The sequence below is a fragment of the Acinetobacter sp. AG3 genome, assembly GCF_022343575.1.
GTDB classification, from domain to species: Bacteria; Pseudomonadota; Gammaproteobacteria; order Pseudomonadales; family Moraxellaceae; genus Acinetobacter; species Acinetobacter guillouiae.
In genome coordinates this window covers 4,102,421-4,122,711 of sequence record NZ_JAKQZD010000001.1, presented here as the reverse complement: position 1 = coordinate 4,122,711, position 20,291 = coordinate 4,102,421, and the positions used below count along the sequence as shown (strand labels likewise).

General features: G+C 39.1%; 23 protein-coding genes and 1 pseudogene. 14 read left to right on the top strand and 10 right to left on the bottom strand.

Annotated elements, in window-relative coordinates; all coding sequences use genetic code 11:
• Nucleotides 1–94: 94 nt before the first annotated feature.
• The 5 genes and pseudogenes from L3V46_RS19185 (at nucleotide 95) to L3V46_RS19165 (ending at nucleotide 4,862) form a co-directional block, all read left to right on the top strand.
• A complete protein-coding gene (locus L3V46_RS19185; protein WP_034611670.1) occupies nucleotides 95–1,231 on the top strand; it encodes a glycerate kinase in 1,137 nt (378 codons plus the stop codon).
• A 188-nt stretch (nucleotides 1,232–1,419) separates the two neighbouring features.
• Nucleotides 1,420–3,297 (top strand): annotated as a pseudogene (locus tag L3V46_RS19180) (ATP-dependent helicase); the annotation flags it as partial.
• Nucleotides 3,298–3,497: 200 nt separating this feature from the next.
• Complete coding sequence (locus L3V46_RS19175; protein WP_004718014.1) at nucleotides 3,498–3,749, top strand: RNA-binding protein; 252 nt, start codon at nucleotides 3,498–3,500, stop codon at nucleotides 3,747–3,749.
• A gap of 222 nt (nucleotides 3,750–3,971) precedes the next feature.
• Nucleotides 3,972–4,475 carry a DUF6586 family protein gene (locus L3V46_RS19170; RefSeq protein ID WP_004718012.1) on the top strand — a complete coding sequence of 168 codons (504 nt, stop codon included), beginning with the start codon at nucleotides 3,972–3,974 and terminating at the stop codon, nucleotides 4,473–4,475.
• Nucleotides 4,476–4,583: 108 nt separating this feature from the next.
• Nucleotides 4,584–4,862: a hypothetical protein gene (locus tag L3V46_RS19165; RefSeq protein WP_004718010.1), complete on the top strand. Its 279-nt coding sequence runs from the start codon at nucleotides 4,584–4,586 to the stop codon at nucleotides 4,860–4,862.
• Between the two features lie 263 nt (nucleotides 4,863–5,125).
• On the opposite strand, the gene L3V46_RS19160 is transcribed toward L3V46_RS19165, so the two are convergent.
• The 4 genes from L3V46_RS19160 to L3V46_RS19145 all read right to left on the bottom strand — a co-directional run bounded on the left by L3V46_RS19160 (nucleotide 5,126) and on the right by L3V46_RS19145 (nucleotide 9,045).
• Nucleotides 5,126–6,844, bottom strand: a complete 1,719-nt coding sequence (locus L3V46_RS19160) for a cation:proton antiporter (RefSeq protein WP_004718008.1) — start codon at nucleotides 6,842–6,844, stop codon at nucleotides 5,126–5,128.
• 182 nt (nucleotides 6,845–7,026) lie between these two features.
• Nucleotides 7,027–7,182 carry a 50S ribosomal protein L33 gene (rpmG, locus tag L3V46_RS19155; RefSeq protein ID WP_003654787.1) on the bottom strand — a complete coding sequence of 52 codons (156 nt, stop codon included), beginning with the start codon at nucleotides 7,180–7,182 and terminating at the stop codon, nucleotides 7,027–7,029.
• A gap of 12 nt (nucleotides 7,183–7,194) precedes the next feature.
• On the bottom strand, nucleotides 7,195–7,431 hold the full coding sequence (gene rpmB / locus L3V46_RS19150) for a 50S ribosomal protein L28 (protein WP_000048256.1): 237 nt from the start codon (nucleotides 7,429–7,431) through the stop codon (nucleotides 7,195–7,197).
• A gap of 165 nt (nucleotides 7,432–7,596) precedes the next feature.
• Nucleotides 7,597–9,045 carry a coniferyl aldehyde dehydrogenase gene (locus tag L3V46_RS19145; RefSeq protein WP_239046513.1) on the bottom strand — a complete coding sequence of 483 codons (1,449 nt, stop codon included), beginning with the start codon at nucleotides 9,043–9,045 and terminating at the stop codon, nucleotides 7,597–7,599.
• 111 nt (nucleotides 9,046–9,156) lie between these two features.
• Between L3V46_RS19145 and L3V46_RS19140 the strand changes: the two genes are divergently transcribed.
• From L3V46_RS19140 to L3V46_RS19120, 5 genes are all read left to right on the top strand, one after another.
• Nucleotides 9,157–9,849 carry a TetR/AcrR family transcriptional regulator gene (locus L3V46_RS19140; protein WP_034611676.1) on the top strand — a complete coding sequence of 231 codons (693 nt, stop codon included), beginning with the start codon at nucleotides 9,157–9,159 and terminating at the stop codon, nucleotides 9,847–9,849.
• A gap of 85 nt (nucleotides 9,850–9,934) precedes the next feature.
• Complete coding sequence (purU, locus tag L3V46_RS19135) at nucleotides 9,935–10,801, top strand: formyltetrahydrofolate deformylase (RefSeq protein ID WP_016539263.1); 867 nt, start codon at nucleotides 9,935–9,937, stop codon at nucleotides 10,799–10,801.
• A 221-nt stretch (nucleotides 10,802–11,022) separates the two neighbouring features.
• Nucleotides 11,023–11,847: an energy transducer TonB gene (locus L3V46_RS19130; RefSeq protein WP_004818828.1), complete on the top strand. Its 825-nt coding sequence runs from the start codon at nucleotides 11,023–11,025 to the stop codon at nucleotides 11,845–11,847.
• 31 nt (nucleotides 11,848–11,878) lie between these two features.
• Nucleotides 11,879–12,502, top strand: coding sequence for a MotA/TolQ/ExbB proton channel family protein (locus L3V46_RS19125; protein ID WP_239046512.1), 624 nt, complete (start codon nucleotides 11,879–11,881; stop codon nucleotides 12,500–12,502).
• On the top strand, nucleotides 12,502–12,906 hold the full coding sequence (locus tag L3V46_RS19120) for a biopolymer transporter ExbD (RefSeq protein WP_004717995.1): 405 nt from the start codon (nucleotides 12,502–12,504) through the stop codon (nucleotides 12,904–12,906). The genes L3V46_RS19125 and L3V46_RS19120 overlap by 1 nt, the downstream gene beginning before the upstream one ends.
• Nucleotides 12,907–13,020: 114 nt before the next feature.
• Here L3V46_RS19120 and msrA read toward each other — a convergent pair whose 3' ends face one another.
• Nucleotides 13,021–13,542, bottom strand: coding sequence for a peptide-methionine (S)-S-oxide reductase MsrA (gene msrA / locus L3V46_RS19115; protein WP_004818830.1), 522 nt, complete (start codon nucleotides 13,540–13,542; stop codon nucleotides 13,021–13,023).
• Between the two features lie 254 nt (nucleotides 13,543–13,796).
• Nucleotides 13,797–14,135, bottom strand: a complete 339-nt coding sequence (locus tag L3V46_RS19110; protein ID WP_004818831.1) for a TIGR01244 family sulfur transferase — start codon at nucleotides 14,133–14,135, stop codon at nucleotides 13,797–13,799.
• 126 nt (nucleotides 14,136–14,261) lie between these two features.
• On the opposite strand from L3V46_RS19110, the gene L3V46_RS19105 reads away from it, so the two are divergent.
• Genes L3V46_RS19105 through L3V46_RS19095 form a run of 3 tightly spaced genes read left to right on the top strand, consistent with a single transcriptional unit; the run spans nucleotide 14,262 to nucleotide 16,033 of the window.
• A complete protein-coding gene (locus L3V46_RS19105) occupies nucleotides 14,262–15,158 on the top strand; it encodes an alpha/beta hydrolase (RefSeq protein WP_004717989.1) in 897 nt (298 codons plus the stop codon).
• Complete coding sequence (gene trxC / locus L3V46_RS19100; RefSeq protein WP_004818833.1) at nucleotides 15,159–15,590, top strand: thioredoxin TrxC; 432 nt, start codon at nucleotides 15,159–15,161, stop codon at nucleotides 15,588–15,590.
• Nucleotides 15,591–15,610: 20 nt separating this feature from the next.
• Nucleotides 15,611–16,033, top strand: coding sequence for an acyl-CoA thioesterase (locus tag L3V46_RS19095; protein WP_004717987.1), 423 nt, complete (start codon nucleotides 15,611–15,613; stop codon nucleotides 16,031–16,033).
• A gap of 81 nt (nucleotides 16,034–16,114) precedes the next feature.
• Here L3V46_RS19095 and L3V46_RS19090 read toward each other — a convergent pair whose 3' ends face one another.
• The 3 genes from L3V46_RS19090 to L3V46_RS19080 all read right to left on the bottom strand — a co-directional run bounded on the left by L3V46_RS19090 (nucleotide 16,115) and on the right by L3V46_RS19080 (nucleotide 17,828).
• Entirely contained in the window at nucleotides 16,115–16,636 is a 522-nt protein-coding gene (locus L3V46_RS19090; protein ID WP_239046511.1) for a nuclear transport factor 2 family protein, read from the bottom strand.
• Nucleotides 16,637–16,807: 171 nt separating this feature from the next.
• Complete coding sequence (locus L3V46_RS19085) at nucleotides 16,808–17,311, bottom strand: DUF4442 domain-containing protein (protein ID WP_004717985.1); 504 nt, start codon at nucleotides 17,309–17,311, stop codon at nucleotides 16,808–16,810.
• Nucleotides 17,312–17,339: 28 nt separating this feature from the next.
• On the bottom strand, nucleotides 17,340–17,828 hold the full coding sequence (locus L3V46_RS19080; protein WP_004717983.1) for a YajQ family cyclic di-GMP-binding protein: 489 nt from the start codon (nucleotides 17,826–17,828) through the stop codon (nucleotides 17,340–17,342).
• Nucleotides 17,829–17,919: 91 nt separating this feature from the next.
• Here L3V46_RS19080 and L3V46_RS19075 point away from each other — a divergent pair, with 91 nt between their 5' ends.
• Complete coding sequence (locus L3V46_RS19075) at nucleotides 17,920–18,234, top strand: rhodanese-like domain-containing protein (RefSeq protein WP_004717980.1); 315 nt, start codon at nucleotides 17,920–17,922, stop codon at nucleotides 18,232–18,234.
• A gap of 49 nt (nucleotides 18,235–18,283) precedes the next feature.
• Here L3V46_RS19075 and mnmC read toward each other — a convergent pair whose 3' ends face one another.
• The gene (gene mnmC / locus L3V46_RS19070) at nucleotides 18,284–20,212 is read right to left on the bottom strand and encodes an FAD-dependent 5-carboxymethylaminomethyl-2-thiouridine(34) oxidoreductase MnmC (protein ID WP_239046510.1); all 1,929 of its coding nucleotides are present in this window, start codon (nucleotides 20,210–20,212) and stop codon (nucleotides 18,284–18,286) included.
• Nucleotides 20,213–20,291: the final 79 nt, after the last annotated feature.

Here is a 20,291-nt window from a genome sequence, read left to right as displayed (position 1 = left end):
TCATTTCTTTAGTCTTAATTATGAATTTATTAGTTTATCTATACTCGAAAAATCGTTATGTTAATTTTTGAATCTCACCAAAATACATTTGCTCATGTCTAAAGTTTTTGTTCTTGCGCCTGACTCATTTAAAGAAAGTATGACAGCCGAACAAGCCTGTTTTGCAATGCAACGAGGCATTGAAAAAGTCATTGCTGATGCACAGTTTATTCATGTACCTATGGCAGATGGTGGCGAGGGAACAGTCGATGCTTTGGTCGCTGCACGAAGTGGTCGTAAAGTATATGTTGAGGTCGCTGGTCCATTGGCTCAGCAACGAATATCGACCTATTGGGGATTAATTGATGACGGTCAAACAGCTGTTATAGAAATGGCGCTGGCAAACGGTATTCATCTGATCGAGAAGTCTCAACGTAATCCTTTAGTGACGTCAACTCTGGGTACAGGGGAAATGATCAAAGCCGCTTTGGATTTGGGTGTTGGTAAAATCATTATTGGTCTGGGTGGTAGTGTTACCAATGATGCTGGTGCCGGGATGGCACAGGCTTTAGGGGCAAAATTTTTAGATGAAAACAACCATCCTGTAGACGTGGGTGGTGGGCAGCTTCAGCAGATCAAAAGCATTGATATTTCACAACTCGATGCGCGTTTAAAAGCGACTGAGATTATTATTGCCAGTGATGTAAACAATCCATTATGCGGTCCAAATGGAGCTTCTTTTATTTTTGCACCACAGAAAGGAGCAACCGCTGAGATGGTTAGGATCTTAGATCAAAACCTTGATCATTTTGCTGCGTTGGTGAAACAACAGTTGAATGTTGATGTTGCAAATCTACAGGGTGCTGGTGCTGCAGGCGGTTTGGGCTTTGGACTTATGGCTTTTACAGGAGCAAAAATACGCTCTGGTGTGGAAATCGTGATTAAAGAAACCCGACTTGAGGAAAAAATTGCCCAAGCAGATTATGTGTTTACTGGCGAGGGTGGTATTGATTTTCAAACCAAGTTTGGCAAAACACCTTTTGGGGTAGCGCAAGTTGCCAAGCAGTTGAATAAACCTGTGATTGCTTTTGCAGGGCATATCGGTGAAGGCGTCGAGGAGCTTTATGCCGAAGGCTTTAGTGCAATTTTTGGTATTGTTGATGGTGCATGTGATTTAGCAACAGCATTAAAGCATGGTGAGCAAAATTTAGAACGCTGTTGTGAGAGTGTGGCACGGTTGTTAAGACTATAAGGCGGTTTTTATTGTCGAAGCTCCCCCTTTAATCTCTGCTTGGGACGATAAATTTTATTGTCTTGAATTTTTCTTCATTGGTATGTCCTGATTTAAGCGTCAATTCACGACTTGATTCTTGGGTTAAAATGCATAATTTCACTATAGCTCTGCTAAACTAGCAGCCATCCATAAAATGATGAGTGAAAATGAGTTTAGCCAACCTGATTGATGAATTAAACCCTCAACAAAAACAAGCTGCTACGACTGAAACAAAACATAGTCTAGTTCTTGCTGGGGCAGGTTGTGGCAAAACCAAAACCATTGTGGCACGAGCTGCATATCTCATTGATCAAGGCATTCCTGCCAATCAAATCCAAATTTTGACATTTACCCGCCGTTCTGCCAGTGAGATTGTAGCGCGGGTAGAGCTTGCTTTAGGTGATCAGGCCAAAGGGTTACGTGCATCTACATTTCATACCTTTTGCATGTATTTACTTAGACGTGTGCCAAAAGCTTTTGGATTGGATCAATTTTCGATTATAGATCGTGATGATCAATTGATGTTGTTCCGTTTGATTCGTGGAAAGGATGATAAAAAGAATCCCAACGCCTTACCCAAACCACAACAGCTTTGTGATTTATATTCCTTTGCACGTAATACTCGGCAAAAACTAAGTTTGGCTTTAGAAAAGCAACTGCCTGAGTTTTTAGACGATAAAGATCAAATCGCAGAAATCATGAAAGAGTACGAAATCCGTAAGCGGGCACGTAGTTTTCTAGATTACGATGATATTCTCGCCGTGGTTGCGTCTGCTTTGGCACAGTCCGATGGTTTAGCGGATTATGTTGCGGGCTTATGTCAGTACATGCTGGTTGATGAAATGCAAGATACCAATCCTCTACAGTGGGCGATTCTTGAACCATTAAAAGATAAAACATCACTGTTCTGCGTGGGGGACGATGCACAGTCGATTTATGGTTTTCGTGGTGCGGATTTTGAAAATATCCACCATTTTAAAGAGCGTGTGCCAGATGCAGAGATTTTCAAATTAGAAAAAAATTATCGCTCTACTCAAGAAATTTTAGATTTTTCAAACTGGTTACTCGATCAAAGTTCGATTCATTACGATAAAAAACTTGAAGCTTATCGTGGTGATGGCATTAAACCGCGAATGCATGTTTTTCCAAATGAGTTTGATGAAGCAAAATGGATCGCGATCGACATCAAAGAACGGCATTTATTGGAAGGTTCAGCTTGGAATGACCACATGGTGTTGGTGCGTTCAGCCTTTGCTGCACGGCATATCGAGGCTGCTTTTATCCAAGCCAATGTTCCCTACCGATTTATTGGAGGGATGAAGTTACTTGAAACAGCACATGTTAAAGACTTACTGAGCTTATTGCGTGTTATTGCCAATCCATTGGATGATATTGCGTGGATGCGGTTTTTAACCTTATGGAATGGCGTGGGTGATGTTGGTGCGAGTAAGCTGGCGCAACAACTCTTACTTGATGCAGATATTGAAAAAATTACAGAAAAATTAGAAAAGTTTGGGCGTATTCCTGACAATACCTTGCTGATTATGAAGCAAATGAGTGTGCTAAAAACTGAAGTTGAAGCCTGTGTAAAACTCGGTGTAGAGGCTATTCTCAATCAGCTTGAAGAAAATTATGCCAAAAAAGATTGGCATAAACGGGTGGGGGATTTTGATCTGGTCAAGCAATTGGCGTCTAAACATACCCAACTGAGCGAGTTCTTAGAAGAATATGTACTTGACCCTGTTTCAATCAGTGAAATTGAGCGTCAGTCGCAAGATGATGTGGTGACTTTAATTACCATCCATTCTGCTAAAGGCACAGAACAAAAGGTTTGCTATGTGGCAAATGTCTCTGCGGGGCAATACCCAAATGCACGTGCACAAGGCAATTTCGATGAAGTTGAAGAAGAGCGCCGTGTACTTTATGTGGCTTTAACACGCGCGCAAAATGAACTTATTCTAACCAAACAAAATTTAAGTTTTTGGGCACATACGCAAACAGATGAACAAGGTCGTAAGATTGAAAGTTATTTTCTCAATGATTTAACTCGAAATTTATGTAGCACAGAAACCCACTATAGACAGCGAGAGCAAACTGTAAAAAGTGCCTTAATCGAACGTCGGGCGATTAATTTAGATTTTGGTATAGATCTAGATTAAACTATAGCAATCGTTTTTCATTCAAAAAGTAGGTAGGCGAGTGCTTTTTGATGTTTTTTGCCTCGTTTATATTTTAAGGTTGTGAGATGAAAATTTTAGTTCGTAATTTAGAACGTACTGTAACTGAAGCTGAATTGTTAGAGTTATTTAAGCAATACGGTACAGTAGATACTTGTACTTTAGTACTTGATGCGGCAACAGGTAAATCGAAAGGTTTTGCTTTTGTTGAAATGCCACATGGTAGAGAAGCAGTTAAAGCGATTAAAGGTTTAAATACCTTGCGCTTACATGGTCATGGAATTCGTGTAAAAGCAGCGGAAGATAAGCCAGAAGCATAATTGGCAGATAGTCTAAGGAGCATTTATTGCTCCTTTTTTTTATTTTAGTATTTAAATAATCTCGTCAAACCATGATAAAAATAAAAACTTAAATTGATATTCTTGCAAAAACGAGCGCTATCTATTTTATTGACATACAACATGGATAAAATTCATTGTGATTTTTGTTCAATAAAGATTAAGCTAAGACTGTAAAGAATGCCAAAATCTTAGGGAACTTCCATGTCACGTGTAGCTCGCTTTCATGCAGACCGTACCAATCAAAAACTTTATTTTGCTCGTCTTGCATGTATGCAGGGAGAACAAACTGAAAATGTTCAACAAGCTCAAGCACATCGTGAAGCAGCAGTATTTCATTTACATGGCGCGGTTTTAGCATTTCTGCAAGAGTTGGTACGTTATTACCGTTTAAATGATTTTTCCCCAACCTTAAAGTCAATCGAAGAAAATATGGCGGCTAAAGGACAGGTCTCACCAGAAGTTTTAGTGATGCAAAAATTAGCCAAAGAAGGATTTATTGCTGAACTCAAAAGAGCGTATCGACTTTGTCAATATGCACCTGAACCAAGTGCACCAGAACCAGAGGATGAAACATCATCAAACTTAATTATCAAAGTGACGCAAACACCTCAAGCTTGGTTGCCTGATACAAAGATTTTAAGAGAGTGGCACCGAGATTTATCGCAACTTATTGATGGTTTTCGTAATGAAATGGTTGAATTCTGATCTTTTTGATCAGATATACTTGAAATTTTGTTTTAAATGACTATATAAAATATCTACAAGATGCAAAGTGCATTCAGCACCTTGCCCCATGTTGAGCATGGAGGATTTATGTCTATCGAACAGTTAAAAGAGTTATTTGGAAATCAGGAAGCTATTTTGGAGTTGGTACAGCTCGAAAGTGGGGAGCTGGCACTGCGTAATGCAGGTTCTGAAAAAGAGCCATTGGTCACTATTCAATTTAATGAAGAAGTGAAAGCACTACTGGGTGATCAAACACCAGCGATTGCACAACAGATGATTCAGGCTGCATTATTTGCGTTACTTGAAAAACAGGCAGATGAATGGCATGCTGAAGTTGTTGATGAACAACCAAAATTTATGAGCTAGTGATTTCATTTATTCTAGAATAAATACAATAAACGCACTTTCGAGTGCGTTTTTCTTTGTAGGCAAATAACCTGACATACGCAAATGGCGTCAAATTCTAGAAGTTTTAAATCTTTTGTTAGATGGGGTGATGATCCCCCATCCAACATGGTTATCGATACCATTACATAATGGAAGCATCACGACTTTCCAAGGTCTACAAAGAACAGTCGTGTGGTTTTAGCTGCCTTTTAAAAGATCTACGTTTTAAAAATGAGCCGAATTCAATGTGTTGGTTCATGATGATGAGCAATTTGGATCTGGTTTAAAATATGATTACTCATGTTTTTCGCCATTTCCTCTTTTGCATAATAGACTTCACCGACATTGTCTTTACGGATCACTTCAGCTTCTTCTTTATTTTCAGCACAGACTAACACTTGAATTTCTGGATTAAGCAGCTTGGCTGTATCGACAATTTTATGAATATCTACAATATCCATCGGTGAAATCACCAATAGTCGTGCATGTTGGATATGGGCTTGAATCAATACACTGGGTTCAGTTGCTCGGCCAGAAACTGCAGCGATGCCTTTTTCACGCAAATTTTCTACAATTTCACGGTTTTCTTCAGCGATGACCACTTTGATGCCATCATCCATCAATGTTTTGGTAATACGACGTCCGACTTCACCATGACCAACGATCACCACTTGATCACGTAAATAGGCTTGATCAACTTCATCTGGAAGCATTGCCAATGGATCACCGCTACGCTCAAGTAAGCGCGCCAAATGCGAACGTTCACGGATCCAGTTTTGCACAGGTTCGATCGCTGAAAATAGAAATGAATTGAGGGTAATAGAAAATAAAGCACCCGCTAAGATTAAGTTTTGCGCTTCAGGGCTAAGTAATCCAAGTGACAAACCCAAGGTTGCCAGAATAAAGGAGAACTCTCCAATTTGTGCCAAACTGGCGCCGACTGTTAATGCTGTATTGATGGGATAACGGAAAAATAACACCAATGCCATGGCAGCCAGCGTCTTACCAATCATAATAATGGCAATGACTGCTAAAATATGCAGAGGCTGTTCCACAATAATACGTGGATCAAATAACATCCCGACAGAAACGAAGAACAAAATCGAGAAAATTTCGCGTAAAGGCAAGGTTTCTTCTTCTGCACGATGACTAAAATCTGACTCTTTAACCACCATTCCGGCAAAGAACGCTCCAAGTGCCATAGAAACGCCGAAGATTGCGTATGAGCCATAGGCGATTGAAACTGCTGCTGCGACTACGGTTAAAGTAAAAAGCTCTCTAGAGCCTAAACGTGCCACATATTGCATAATCATTGGCACAAGACGTTTGCCAATGATGAGCATAAAGGCGATAAAACCTGTTACTTTTAGCAGGGTAATGCCAAGTGTTAACCAGATGTTTTGATCAGATTCATGTCCTGCAATAGGATGTCCGCCTAAAAGTACGGCTGTTGCAGGCAGTAGAACCAAGACTAAAACCATGACCAGATCTTCGACCAGCAACCAGCCAACGGCAATCTTACCATTCACAGAGTTAAGCAGTCCCTTGTCACCTAATGCTTTGAGTAAAACCACCGTACTTGCACAGGATAAACTTAAGCCAAAGACCAGTGCAGAGCCAAAGCTCCAGCCCCAAAAGATGGAGACTGCCATACCCAGTAATGTCGCAACTGCGATTTGTAAAATTGCACCAGGAAGGGCAATTTTTCGGACTTGCATTAAATCGTTAAGGGAAAAATGCATCCCGACACCGAACATCAAGAACATGACGCCTAATTCAGCAAGCTGATTGGCCAGCGCGATGTCTGCAACAACACCTGGGGTATTGGGACTGATGATAATTCCCGCAATTAAATAACCAATCAAAGGTGGCAGGCGTAATCGTGCAGCGATATAGCCAAAGATCAGGGCTATACCAAAACCAACTGCAAGTAAAATAATCAGATCTACATCATGAGGCACTAAATACTCCTTAAATCTTCAGGAGAAATCATTCAAAAAATCATTTCTTAAGGTAATGACTTTGTATAAAGCCATATAAAATGCACAATCAGTGCCAAATTCGCTAAAGAGTTTAACAAGTCGAAGAAAAAAAAGGCAAAAAAAACGACCCAAATGGATCGTATTTTTTAAGAAAACTAAAATTATTTAATTTTAGCTTCTTTGAAGATTACGTGTTGACGGATTTTTGGATCAAATTTTTTGATTTCCATTTTTTCCGGCATAGTACGTTTGTTCTTAGTAGTGGTATAGAAATAACCTGTACCAGCAGTAGAAACTAAGCGAATTTTATCACGCATGGTTCAGACTCCTTAGATCTTTTGACCTTGAGCACGAAGGTCAGCAACAACCTTTTCAATGCCCAATTTGTCGATAATACGCATACCTTTAGTGGTTAGACGAAGACGTACAAAACGTTTTTCGCTTTCTAACCAGAAACGGTGGTGATGCAGGTTCGGCTCGAACCGGCGTTTAGTTTTGTTGTTGGCGTGTGAGACGTTGTTACCAACGACTGGACGCTTGCCGGTAACTTGGCAAACCTTAGACATGGTGTAACTCCATTGATTTAGCCAACAGCAAATCTGTATGGCCAGTCAAAATAAAACGGATTGAATTCATTCAAGGGGCGTTTTATACCAAAATTCCGCTTAAAAGACAAGCGGAATTCGTCAAAACGCAACATGATCTAATTTGATAGATCATGCCTTGATCAGTTAGCGTAAGAAAGTTTTCTCTAAAATCTTATTTAGGGCTTTGTCATAAGGCGCTAATATGAATTTTAAGCTAAATAGCTTAGGAATAGACATTACTGAACGCTCATGTGATAAACCAAAGAAACCTTCTGGGCCATGATATTTGCCCATGCCAGATGCACCAACGCCACCAAATGGTAAATCGTCTTGTGCGACATGAGTAACTACGGCATTTTGACCGAAATGCCCAGAATGGGTACGTTGAGAAACGTATTCTGCGCGGGCATTGTCAAAGTCGAAATAGTATAAAGCAAGTGGACGCGGTCTGCCATTAATAAAGTCAATTACATCGTCAATTTGATCATATTCCATAATTGGAAGAACTGGACCAAAGATTTCATTCTTCATAATGTCCATTGTCGGTAGAACACCTGTTAAGAATGTTGGGGCAATTTTACGTACACTCGCTAATTCCTCATTTTGGGGATTGATTTCAATCAACTCAGCACCTTGTTGACGTGCATCCTCTAAATAACCTTGAACACGGTTGTACTGCTTATCGTTGATAATGCTGGTGTAATCTTGATTATCACGAATCGTCGGGTACATTGTTGTTGCAGCTTGTTTAAAGCTTTCAATAAACTCGGCAGTTTTTCCTCGAGGTAGGAACATATAGTCTGGTGCTACACAGGTTTGACCAGAGTTCCATAATTTACCAAAAGCAATACGTTCAGCGACCAGATTGAGATCACTTGAAGGGTGTACGATTACAGGTGATTTACCACCAAGCTCAAGAATAACAGGCACTAGATTTTCGGAAGCAGCAGACATCACGGTTTTACCGACATTGGTAGAGCCAGTAAAAATGATTTTATCGAATGCTAAATGTGAAAATGCATCGGAAATTTGACCACCACCATTCACCACCGCAACCAATTCTTGTGGAAATGCTTCTGAGAGTGCATTTTCAAGTACGAAGCCAAAATTAGAAGATGAACTTGAAATTTTAAGTATTGCGTGATTTCCAGCAGCCAGTGCACAAATCAGTGGGCCAACAGAAAGCAATAATGGATAGTTCCATGGTGCAATAATTCCAATCACACCTAAAGGCTGATACTGCACCCAAGCTTTGGCTGGTTGGTGTAAGATAGACACATGGCGCTTAGATGGTTTCATCCATGCTGTTAAATGCTTGCTATAATATTTAATTTGTTCTAAACATGTGAGTAGTTCACCAATTTTAGTTTCGCTGATTGAACGATTGCCGTAGTCTTGATTGATTGCTTCTGCAAATTGATCTTGGTATTTTACCAGAACTTTCTTTAAGCGAGCTAAACGTTCAATACGTTCCTTTGCTGTAGGAACAGGGTAGCGTTGATAAGCGACTTTCTGTTGTTCAAGAATGTCATGCATACGTTGAACTTCAGGTGAGTAAGAAGTCATTGAATTTGTTTTTGTATGACTGTTCATGACAAACACCATTTACGAATAGGTTAATATAATATAATTTTTAGAGTAAATACTCTAAATAGTCAAGTCACTTTATGTTAGCTTGTGCTAACGGTTAAAAATGGTAATAGGATGTCGAGCTCCAAAACTTTGAAAACGAAAGACCGAATTTTGCAGATTAGTCTGCAACTTTTTAATGAGCGCGGCGAACGTGCAGTTACAACGAATCATATTGCAGCAGAGCTTGGGATCAGTCCTGGAAATTTGTATTATCATTTTCGAAACAAACAAGAAATCATCAAAGAATTGATGGAACAATACCAAAAAGAAACTTTAGATATGCTGTCATTACCCGATGACCGTGGAGTCAATGCGAATGATAAAATCCGTTATTTCCAAGTTTTAAGCAGTCAGCTATGGGAATATCGCTTTCTACATCGTGATGTTTATCATTTAATTGAAAATAACGACGACTTTAGAAAAATTTATCCTCGCTTTGCTGGCAAGGTGATGCAACAAGGGCAAAAAATTTATCATGCCTTTGTTGAAGCAGGGCTGATGCAGATGACACCTTCTGAAATTGAAGCACTTATCATCAATATTTGGATTGTCCTGACCAACTGGACAAACTTCTTATATATGTCTGGGCATTTAAGTGATTCCAACCATTTAGATGAAAAATGGATTTGGCAAGCATTGCGCCAGATGGTGTTTTTAGAAGGTCCTTATTTACGTGGTGAAAGTCGTGAAACCTATGAACGTTTGCTAGAAAGCTTCGGTTCTTCGGAATTATTTGCCAGTTTATCTGCGGTAAAACGCGATTGATGCTGAATCAAGATTGAAAGCTGATGAAAAAGCGTTAAAATATTCGGCTGTTTTTTAAATTAACTTATAAGTGATATCCATCAACATGAACATGACTACTGCCAACACAGCACGTCTACTGATTACTTGTGAAGACAAGCCAGGAATCGTGCAAGCTGTATCGAGCTTTTTGTATCATCAGGGCGCGAACATTACTGCGCTTGATCAATACGCAACTGAAGCTCAGGGCGGGCGTTATTTTATGCGTGTTGAGTTTGAACTTGATCATTTGCAATCCCGTCGTGAGAGTCTCATTCAAACTTTCGCAACCAATGTGGCTGAACGCTATAGTATGCATTGGCGTTTGGCTTTGGTGAGTGACATTAAAAAAGTCGGTATTTTGGTGTCTAAAGTTGACCATGCTTTGCTTGAGTTGTTGTGGCGTCATTCACGTGGTGGCTTACCTTGTGAAATTACTCAAGTGGTTTCAAACCATGAAGACTTACGCGAATCAGTAGAAAACTTTGGTATTCCTTTCTATGTGGTTCCTGTCAACAAAGAAAATAAACGTGAAGCCTATACAAAGATCGATGAGTTAATGCAAGGGAATGATTTATTGGTTCTCGCGCGTTATATGCAAATTCTCGATGAAGAGTTTGTACAAAAGTGGGAAATGAAAGTGATCAATATTCATCACTCATTTTTACCTGCTTTTGTGGGGGCAAATCCATATAAACAGGCTTATGAAAAAGGCGTTAAATTGATTGGCGCAACAGCGCATTATGTGACGGCTGATCTGGATCAAGGTCCAATCATTGAGCAAGATGTAGAACGAGTAAACCACGATTTTACTGTGGATCAACTGCGTGAATTAGGCCAAGACGTTGAACGTAACGTACTTGCTAGAGCGGTAAAATGGCATCTAGAAGACCGTATTATTGTCGATGGCAATAAGACTGTTGTTTTTCAATAACATGTGAATATTCATTTAATATGAGTCGTAAAAAAGGATGCTTTATGCATCCTTTTTTTATTTTTAATTTGTAAAATCGATTAAAAACATTGAAAAACCAGTTGCAAATGAAAACACTTCTCATTTATCATTGTTGCACTTTAATTGTTCTATCCGATGAGCTTAATCTACAAACTGAATAATTTTTTGTAGTTTGCTCAATTTTAGGTATTTAGATTCTTATGAGTCAGTCTTCCATTGCACCACTTCAAACGCCACCACCGATGAAGAAAAAAGTCCTTGCTGCAGTGTTAGCAGTTGTTGTCGGGCACGTAGGTGTGTTGTGGGGGGTAAGTCATATGAAACCATTTGAACTGCCTCAAATAAAGAAAGAACCTTTAAAAATCAAATTTTTAAAGTTAAAAGAAGATGTTCCACCGCCGCCACCTCCTCCATCTGAACCCATCAAACCTAAAGTTCAACCGAAACCTATAGAGAAGAAAGTTGAGCCTAAACCTGTGGTTAAGCCAAAAATCATTGAGCAGAAAAAACCTGTAGAAAATGATGATCGAGCAAGAAAGCTTGAAGAACAAAAGCGTTTAGAAGAGCAACAGAAGCAGGATAAGGCACGTCAAGATGAGCAAAAACGTCAAGATGATCAGAAGCGTGCGGAACAGCAGAAACGTGAACAAGATGAACGTGATCGTCAAAAACGTGAGCAAGATGAGCGCGATCGTCAACGTCGTGATCAAGAGCAAAGAAACACGCCGCGTAATGTAAATGAAGGTCAGGTGTCTTGGAGCCGTAGTCCACGTATCGCAAAAGAGCAATTACTTAAACTGATGTCTCCAGAAGATGGAACAAAGGTTGTGAATCTAGAAATTACTGCGGATGCGGGCGGAAATATTACCAATGTTCGTATTCTTCAATCTAGTGGTAATTCAAGTTTAGATAGTTATGTTGTTAAGCAGACTCAATCTGCAAAATTTAAAGCTTATAGAGAAAATGGTGCGGGTGTACCATTTAAAATTAGGCAAGATTTTGCATTGTCGGTCTCTAAAAAGTAAATAATTTTTTTAAGAATTAGGAAATGTGCATATGAACTTTTCAGTTTATTGGCAACATGCTGATGCGGTCAGTAAGACACTGTATTTCGTGTTATTGGCAATGTCTATTGCAACGTGGACTGTGTTCATTTTGCGTATTCTAGGCACGCGTCAACTCAAGCAGGTTGCTCAGGATCACCTTGCTCAGGCTTTAAAAGCATTAAAAGCCAAGCTTGTGCCATTAAGCTTTGATCAACGTAAAGCGGTTGCAGAACAAGCGTTACTACGTCAAATCTCAGCAGAAAAGGCCAATGCTGAAAAAGGTGTTTCAGTTTTAGGAACGATTGCTTCACTTGCACCATTTGTTGGTTTATTTGGTACAGTATGGGGAATCTTCCATGCACTTGTTGCTGTAGGTAAAAGTGGTCAAGCAGGTTTAGCTCAAGTTGCAACGCCAGTTGGTGAGGCATTGATCATGACCGGTCTAGGTCTTGCTGTTGCGATTCCAGCGGTATTGGCATATAACATTTGCGTACGTTTTAACCGTACATTGTCAAATGAGTTGCAAGATCAAGCACATGGTTTGTTAATTGATACGATGTTACAACAAGATTCTTCAACGCAAAAAGTTGAATCTGAATCTACCAATAAAGGTTTAGTTGGAGGTCAAGCTTAATGGCTTTTCAATTGGGAGAAGACAACGATTCTGGCATGAATGAGATGAACCTCATTCCGCTGATCGATATTATGTTGGTATTGATGATCATCTTCTTGGTGACAGCCACCGTTGCTAACCCATCGATACCATTAACTTTACCAAAGACCACTGCTGAAGTAATCGCGCCTCCACCTGAAGCAATTACCATCAGTATCAATCAGAATGGCGATGTGGCTTGGAATGATAAAGTCATCACTTTAGATGAATTGGCTAAACGATTTGATGAAGAAGGTCAAAAGCCAGTAAAACCAGCTGTACAGTTGAGAGCGGATAAAGAATCTCGCTATGATACCGTTGCACAAGTGATGTCTCGTGCAAGTGAAGCAGGATTAAATGATCTTGCCTTTATGAGTGATAATTAATTTAAACAATTACAAATATTTTAAAACCTCCTTTTAAGGAGGTTTTTTTATGTTGATATTTTAACTATTGGGTTACTTCACTTTTGTTGCATAAAGTGAACTATTTCAGTGATCTTAGTCTTTTAAAAGATCTTGAAATTGGCTATGGAGTTTGAGTAATTTTGGCGGAATGGCAAAATTACAATAACCTTGCGCAGGATTACGGGCAAAGAAGTTTTGATGATATTCTTCGGCAGGATGGAAGGTAGGTGCTGGACTGAGTTCAGTCACAATATTTAAGCCATCTGCTTTGAGCTGCTCAATAAATTGTTCAGATTCAAGTTTTTGCTGTTCATTGAAGTAATAAATCACTGAACGATATTGTGTTCCAATATCATTACCTTGACGGTTTAATGTAGTTGGATCATGAATTGCAAAAAAAACCGTGAGTAATTGTTGATAATTGATTTGTTGTTCATCAAATTCAATCAAAATCACTTCAGCATGATTGGTATCCCCATTACAAATTGCTTCATAAGTTGGATTGGGAGTATGCCCGCCAGCATAACCACTGACAACGTGATTGACACCTTTGAGTTGTAAAAATACGGCTTCGGTACACCAAAAGCAGCCACCACCAAATAGAGCCTGTTGCATGTGAAGATCCCTTTATTTTTAAATTATAGAAAAGACGAAACGATGCCAAAGATCATATCGTGAACTTGCTTAGTTTGTCATATAACCATTTAAGCATAGGTACAATACCTGTTTGATTCACTAAACAGATCTGTTTAAATTGTTGCAAAATTTTAAAAGTGCAATCTATTCGAATTGCTGTTAGAAACTTAAGCTTTTCTATTTAAGGTGAACCAAAAGACATTCAATAGAATGCCTTCTATATTCATGAGAATTTATTCGTCGTCTAATAAATCCATTTGTTTTGCAATTTGATAGAGGTTATTTGAACGGTTACCTGTACGACAAAACATGAGTACTGGTTTTGGAAGCTCGTTAAAGCGGTTGGCAAAGGTTCTGACATCAACTTCTGTGATTTGACCAGCAACGACAGGTAGAAATACATAGTCCAAACCTGCAGCACGTGCAGCTTCTTCTATTTGAGCACTTGTAGGCTGTTCCGTTCCGCCTTCCAAATCAGGACGATTATTCATTACAGACTTAAAGCCTTTTTCTGCCACTTGAGCAATATGTTCTGGACCAATTTGACCAGCAAAACCAACATTTTCACTCATTTCGTCACTCCTATATGATTTAAAATCCAATATGCTATATATAATAGCATTAAGCTCAGAACTGAGTTTGAACGATAAAAGATTTATAAAAGAAATATCTATAAAAGATAACGCAATGGAGTGTGTATGTACGCATATACAGTTGAACCACTATATATTCCCATTGGACAAGAAGTCATAGCGGCGGATTTTTATCGACCTAAAAATCTAAAAAAACCTGCTGTTATTATTATGGCTCATGGATTTGCATGTTTAAGACAATTTAAGTTGGTGAGCTATGCGCAAAAAATTGCACAGGCAGGCTATGCGGTTGTACTGTTTGATTATCGTTTTTGGGGAGGAAGTACAGGCTTTCCTCGTGAACTGATTTCATTGCAAAATCAGTTGGATGATTGGAAAACTGTGGTCAGTTATGTTGCAACACAAAAGAAAATTAATCCAAAAAAAATAGTGCTTTGGGGGACCTCTTTGAGTGGCGGCTATGTACTTAGTCTTGCAAGTGAGCTAAAAAGTGTCCAAGCCATTATGGTGCAAGTGCCTTATGTGGATGGGGCAGAAACTGCAAAATTGTTTCCAATTCAACAGTTACCCAAGGCATTAAAAATATCCAGTCAAGATTATATGGGGGCAAAAGTTGGCATGCTTCCACGAACCTTACCTGTGGTACACCCCTTTGATTTATGCTTTATTCCGACCAAAGATAGTTATAACGGCTATATGTCGATTGTAAATCCAGACTATTTTTGGAGTGGGGAAGTTCCAGCACGGGTATTTTTTAATTTAATTCGTTTTAGACCAATTCAGACTGTCAGAAGTATTAATATTCCTGTGCTATTTATTGCAGCTAAAAAAGACAGTTTTATCCCGATTGAATCTAGTCGGGAAACGGCGACAAATATTGCACCTTTTGTACAATATCATGAATGGGATATGGCGCATTTTGATATTTATCATGGGAAATGGTTGGAAAAATCAATTTTGACCCAATTAGAGTTTTTACATCAACATATTGGAGTGAGCTAGATGATTATTGTATGTCCATCATGTGGCGCAAAAAACCGAGTTCCCGAAGATAAATTAAATGCTCAACCCACTTGTGGTCAATGTCATCAAAATTTGATTACACTTGCTCCTATTGAGTTAAATGAACAAAATTTCAGTAACTTTGTCAGCCATAGTGATTTGCCAATTATGATTGATTTATGGGCAGAGTGGTGTGGTCCTTGTAAAATGATGGCACCGCATTTTGCTGAAGTTGCAAAAAATAACCCTCATGTGGTTTTTGCTAAAATTGATACTGAGGCGAATCCACGGTTAAGTAGTGCATTTAATATTCGCAGCATTCCAACCTTGGTTTTAATGAATAAAACTACGGAAGTTGCTAGAATAAGTGGTGCGTTACGTGCTAACCAATTACAAGAATGGTTAGATCAACAATTGAATGCCCATAAGTAATTCACGGGCTCGGAGTTATTGTGTCAGATTCTCATGTAAAACCTGAAGGTACACTGTCTTTACAAACCATCGCAATGCCAGCAGATACAAACTGGAGTGGTGATGTTTTTGGTGGTTGGATTGTTTCACAAATGGATTTGGCTGGTGCAATTCATGCAGAACGCTTTAGTAAAGGGCGTTGTGCAACGATTTCGATTAATCAGATGACTTTTCTTGTTCCTGTAAAAGTGGGGGATGTGATCAGTTGTTATACCAAGCTTTTAAAGGTCGGTAATACATCGATTCAAATGCAGATCGAAGTTTGGGATAGTCATGACAGTTCTCGTGCTGCTAAACGTGTGACTGCAGGTGTATTTACCTTTGTCGCTGTAGATGTTGCGGGAAATAAACGCCAAATTCCTGAAGATGTAAAGCAGAAGTATTTAGCTTCGCAAAGTGCTTAAATGCTCAAGATCAAAAAATCCCAACATTGTTTGGGATTTTTTATGGAATAGGCGCTTAGATCGTTTGATTTAAATATTGTGTTAAAACATGGTATTGCTGTTGGCGCTTGATTCTGGAACAGCTTGTTGTACATCCCAGTGTTCAACAATTTTTCCATTTTCGACTCTAAAGATATCGACAATTGCAACACCGCGATCTTGTGGATTTTGAGCTGAATGAACGTGTAAAAATACTAAATTTCCTTCTGCGACAGCACGTTTGATTACACTTTTTGCTTCAGGATTTTTTTGGAAATACTGGGTAAAGTGATTTACAAAGGGCGCTTTACCATCTGGAACACGCGGATTGTGTTGAATATATTGGTCACCAATATAACGATCTGCATATGCTTTAACTTGATGCTTTTGAAATACACCTTCATAAAAATCAGTCACAATGGCTTTATTTTGTTGCGCTTGTTGGGTGATTGAATTCACTGCTAATGTGTTGTCCGTTGCAGCAGTAGCAACTTGATTGGAATTTTGGGCACATGCAGTGAGAAACAAAATAGGGCTTAGAATGAGGCTGAGTGCAATAATTTTTCTTGGCGTAGCTGATCGCATGGTTATCCTCTATAGTTCAAGTCTCAATAGTTCAAGATGGTGGTGGAAATAACACCATCTTGATGAGTAAGTAAGCATGAATATAGTGAATAATCGTCACTCATTATTTGTACTTTGGTAAATTTTATACTAACTAAACAGTAAGTTTTATTTACATTTGCAGATTTGTATTTATTTCTTTTTTAGGCGTTCTTTTGACACCCAAGCCCACACCATTTGGCATTCGACAGGCTCTTTGCCAGACTCATCCATAATGGTGACTGGAACCAGCGTTTCACCTTTTTCAGAGCTTTGCATTTCTAAAATTTGTTCTTTGCTCAATGTCGCTGTTGCTGTCATATCACCTTTAGACGGTCGTTTATATTCAATATGCATGCTTTTGATCAATACAATTGAACTATCAGGAACATTCATACCTGTGACAAAGCCTGTTGCTGTTTCAGCAATCAGTGCCATTGCAACAGCGTGTAATTGTCCAATATGGTTTTGCATAGCACGGTGGTTTTTAATTTCCACCACAACTTTTGAATGACTGACTTCTAGGTACTTAATATTGGCTGTGCCCACCATAGGCACAACTCGACCAAACGCCTTACTCCAGAGCGTACTACGAATGCCTTTAGGGAATTTAGAAGTCGCTTTCACAAGTTTAGATAAACGGTTGGTCTGAGTCATGTCTTAACCTATAGTGTTGCTAAAGACCTTAGTCTTTGAAGTTATTAAATTGTAAAGGTACACCGAATTGTTGTTCTTTTAAAAATGCCATAACTTGCTGTAATGTATCGCGCTTTTTATCAGTTACACGTATCTTGTCACCTTGGATAGAAGATTGCACTTTGACACCACTTTCTTTAATGGCTTTATTAATTTTTTTTGCGGTATCTGAGTCAAGTCCATCTTTAAGCTTGATCACTTGCACAATATTTTTACCTGAAGCCGTCATTTTTTGTGGATCAAGGGCTTGAATATCGATTTTACGTTTAAAGAAATGATTTTCAAGCATGCTATAGACTTGTTCACACTGGAAATCACTTTCAGTTGAAATTTTAATTTCTTTGGCTTTTTCATTAATTTCGATTGAAACGTCCTGACCACGGAAGTCAAAGCGTGTCGCAATTTCTTTTTGTGTGTTTTGAACAGCATGATTTACTTCAAAAATCTCTAATTCTGAAACAATATCGAAAGATGGCATAGTTTAGACCTTTACAAATGGAAAGAATATCTGAGATGCTAGGGATGTTTTCTTCATTTGCCAAGTGTTGTTTACATCAAAGGAGTGCACAATGATCCGTAAATTAGAAATTACAACATTTGAGTTCCCAGAAAATGCAGTTATCTGGGATGTTCGTGATGCAAAAGCCTTTGCCGAAGGCCATGTAAAAGGGGCTGTAAATCAGCCTATAGATGGTTTAAGTGCTGAGAGCTTGACTCAAGTGAATTCGGATCAGTCCATTTACATTTTATGTGGTGGTGGAAGTAAAGCGCCTCGAGCTGCTGAAAAATTAGAGAGTTTAGATGATTCTCGTGATTACGTTGTACTTATGGGGGGAACACGTGCAGCACGTGATGCAGGTCTCCCATTAGAACAGGGTTCGTAAAAAAGCGCCGAAAGGCGCTTTTTTATTACACATAATCAATAAAAAAGAATCATGATTGAATCGGTTTAAAATAAGGTTTTTTGGCTTTTACTTTCTTTTGAAAGCGGTTTGGATTTAGTTTTTGCAATAAATTTTGAGGAATTGGGCAAGCTTGATTAAGGGCCAAAGCCACCAAGATTTCACTACATAAGGGCGCAAATAAAAAACCTTTAGAGCCCAGCCCAGAAAATGTATAAACCTCTTTCTCAGCTTCAACTTTTCCCAGTAATGGAAAATAGTCCAGACTTTGAGCTCGTACAGAAGCACGCCCGTGCCATTCATCTACTTTGCAGAGTGATTCTGCGTATTGTGGAAACACACTGTGGATAAGTTCATAGTTATGCACATGGTCTTCAAGCAAAACTTCAGTGTCATCACGATTGGGATAAAAAGAAGCACCTAAAATCAAATGCTGCTCATCAAGCTGCATGCAGTAGCCACCATAACTGTAGGCATATTGCGGATCTAATCGGTGTTTAGCATTGTTGAGCCAACTGACTTGTCCACGGATCGGTTTGAGTATTGGGAACTGCTCAAAAAAAGCATGGCTTTCCTTGGCACAACAGACAATCACATGATCAAAATCACCAAGATCTGCGTGCTGGCTATTTTGTAGTGTTAATTGATGATAATTCGATTGAACAATACTATGAATGTGAGCATGTTTAAATTGAATCAGTGGATGTTCAAGGATTTGGTCTTTGAGTTGCTGGGGATAAATTGAACCCGCTTGAGTGAGCTGTAAACTCTCAAGTGTAGTTTGTGGCTCTAAAGCATCTGCTGTTTGAGCTTTGAGTAAACCTTGAGGATATTGTGCTGCTAAATCCAATAAATGTTCAGCATTTTTTTGTGCTAATTGTTGAACGGCAATAGGACGAAAAGCCTGAAATTTTGGATAGTGCTGTAGGGCGTGTTGCCAAGCCAAGGTCATTAAATGTTCCGAACTTTGCTCGATAGGGCATAGTTTCGGATTTAATAAGGCCAGAGGGTTACCAGAAGCACCTGCTAAAGGCGCTGATTGGTCGTAAATCGTAACTTGATGTCCTCTTTGGGCAAATCCCCATGCGCAGCTTAAACCTGCAATTCCAGCACCAATGATGGCAATGTGGCGTTGATTTAAATTATTTTGAGTTTTCCGTATTTTTTTTTGAATGTTTTGCGCTGCAAGGTCCATTGACTGCGATTGATTTTCTTCGACTGCTTGCTCAGATGGATTCCAAATGGCTTTTAGCATTTCACGTTTATGACCAAAACCACGCGGCCGTGAAATAGTGATTCCATGCTGTTTTAGACCCCGTTTAAGCACACCTGCTACGCTAAATGAGGCAAAAGTTGTTCCAAAATCTGACAGTCTAACAATATTGTTTAAAACTTTGTCTTCCCACATGTCTGGATTACAAGAGGGTGCAAATCCATCTAAAAACCATGCGTTAACTTGTTGGGCTTTTACCATTGCAGGAAATACATCATGTGCATCACCTAACCAGAGATCAATTGAAAAACGCGCTTCTGGAAAGCTTAAACGGTGACAACCAGCGATGGGCAATGGATAGTGTTGAATCAACTGATCAGAAAATTGTTGAAGTTCAGTCCAGACCTTTAACGCACGGGTTAAATCCTGTTTAGACAAGGGGAACTTCTCTACACTGATCACATGTAAGTGGCTATGATTATCTGGACGAACATTGTGCCAAAGTTGCCACAATGCCAAAATATTTAATCCTGTACCAAAGCCAGTTTCACCAACACAGAAGTATTCAAAATCATCTAAATCTGCAAGTCGTGTTGAAAGATCATTACCATTCAAAAATACGTGTCGGGTTTCAAGTAACCCGTTGTCTTTAGAAAAATAGACATCACCAAATTGTTTGGAAATTGGAACTTCAATTCCATCAATACATTGCCAGTCTAAATCGGCAGTTTGAATGGCATTTGACAAAGCAGATTACCTTTTGATAATTAAAATGAAAAAACCTGACATTTCGCAGTATCAGGTTATGGCGTGAAACTTTTTAAGC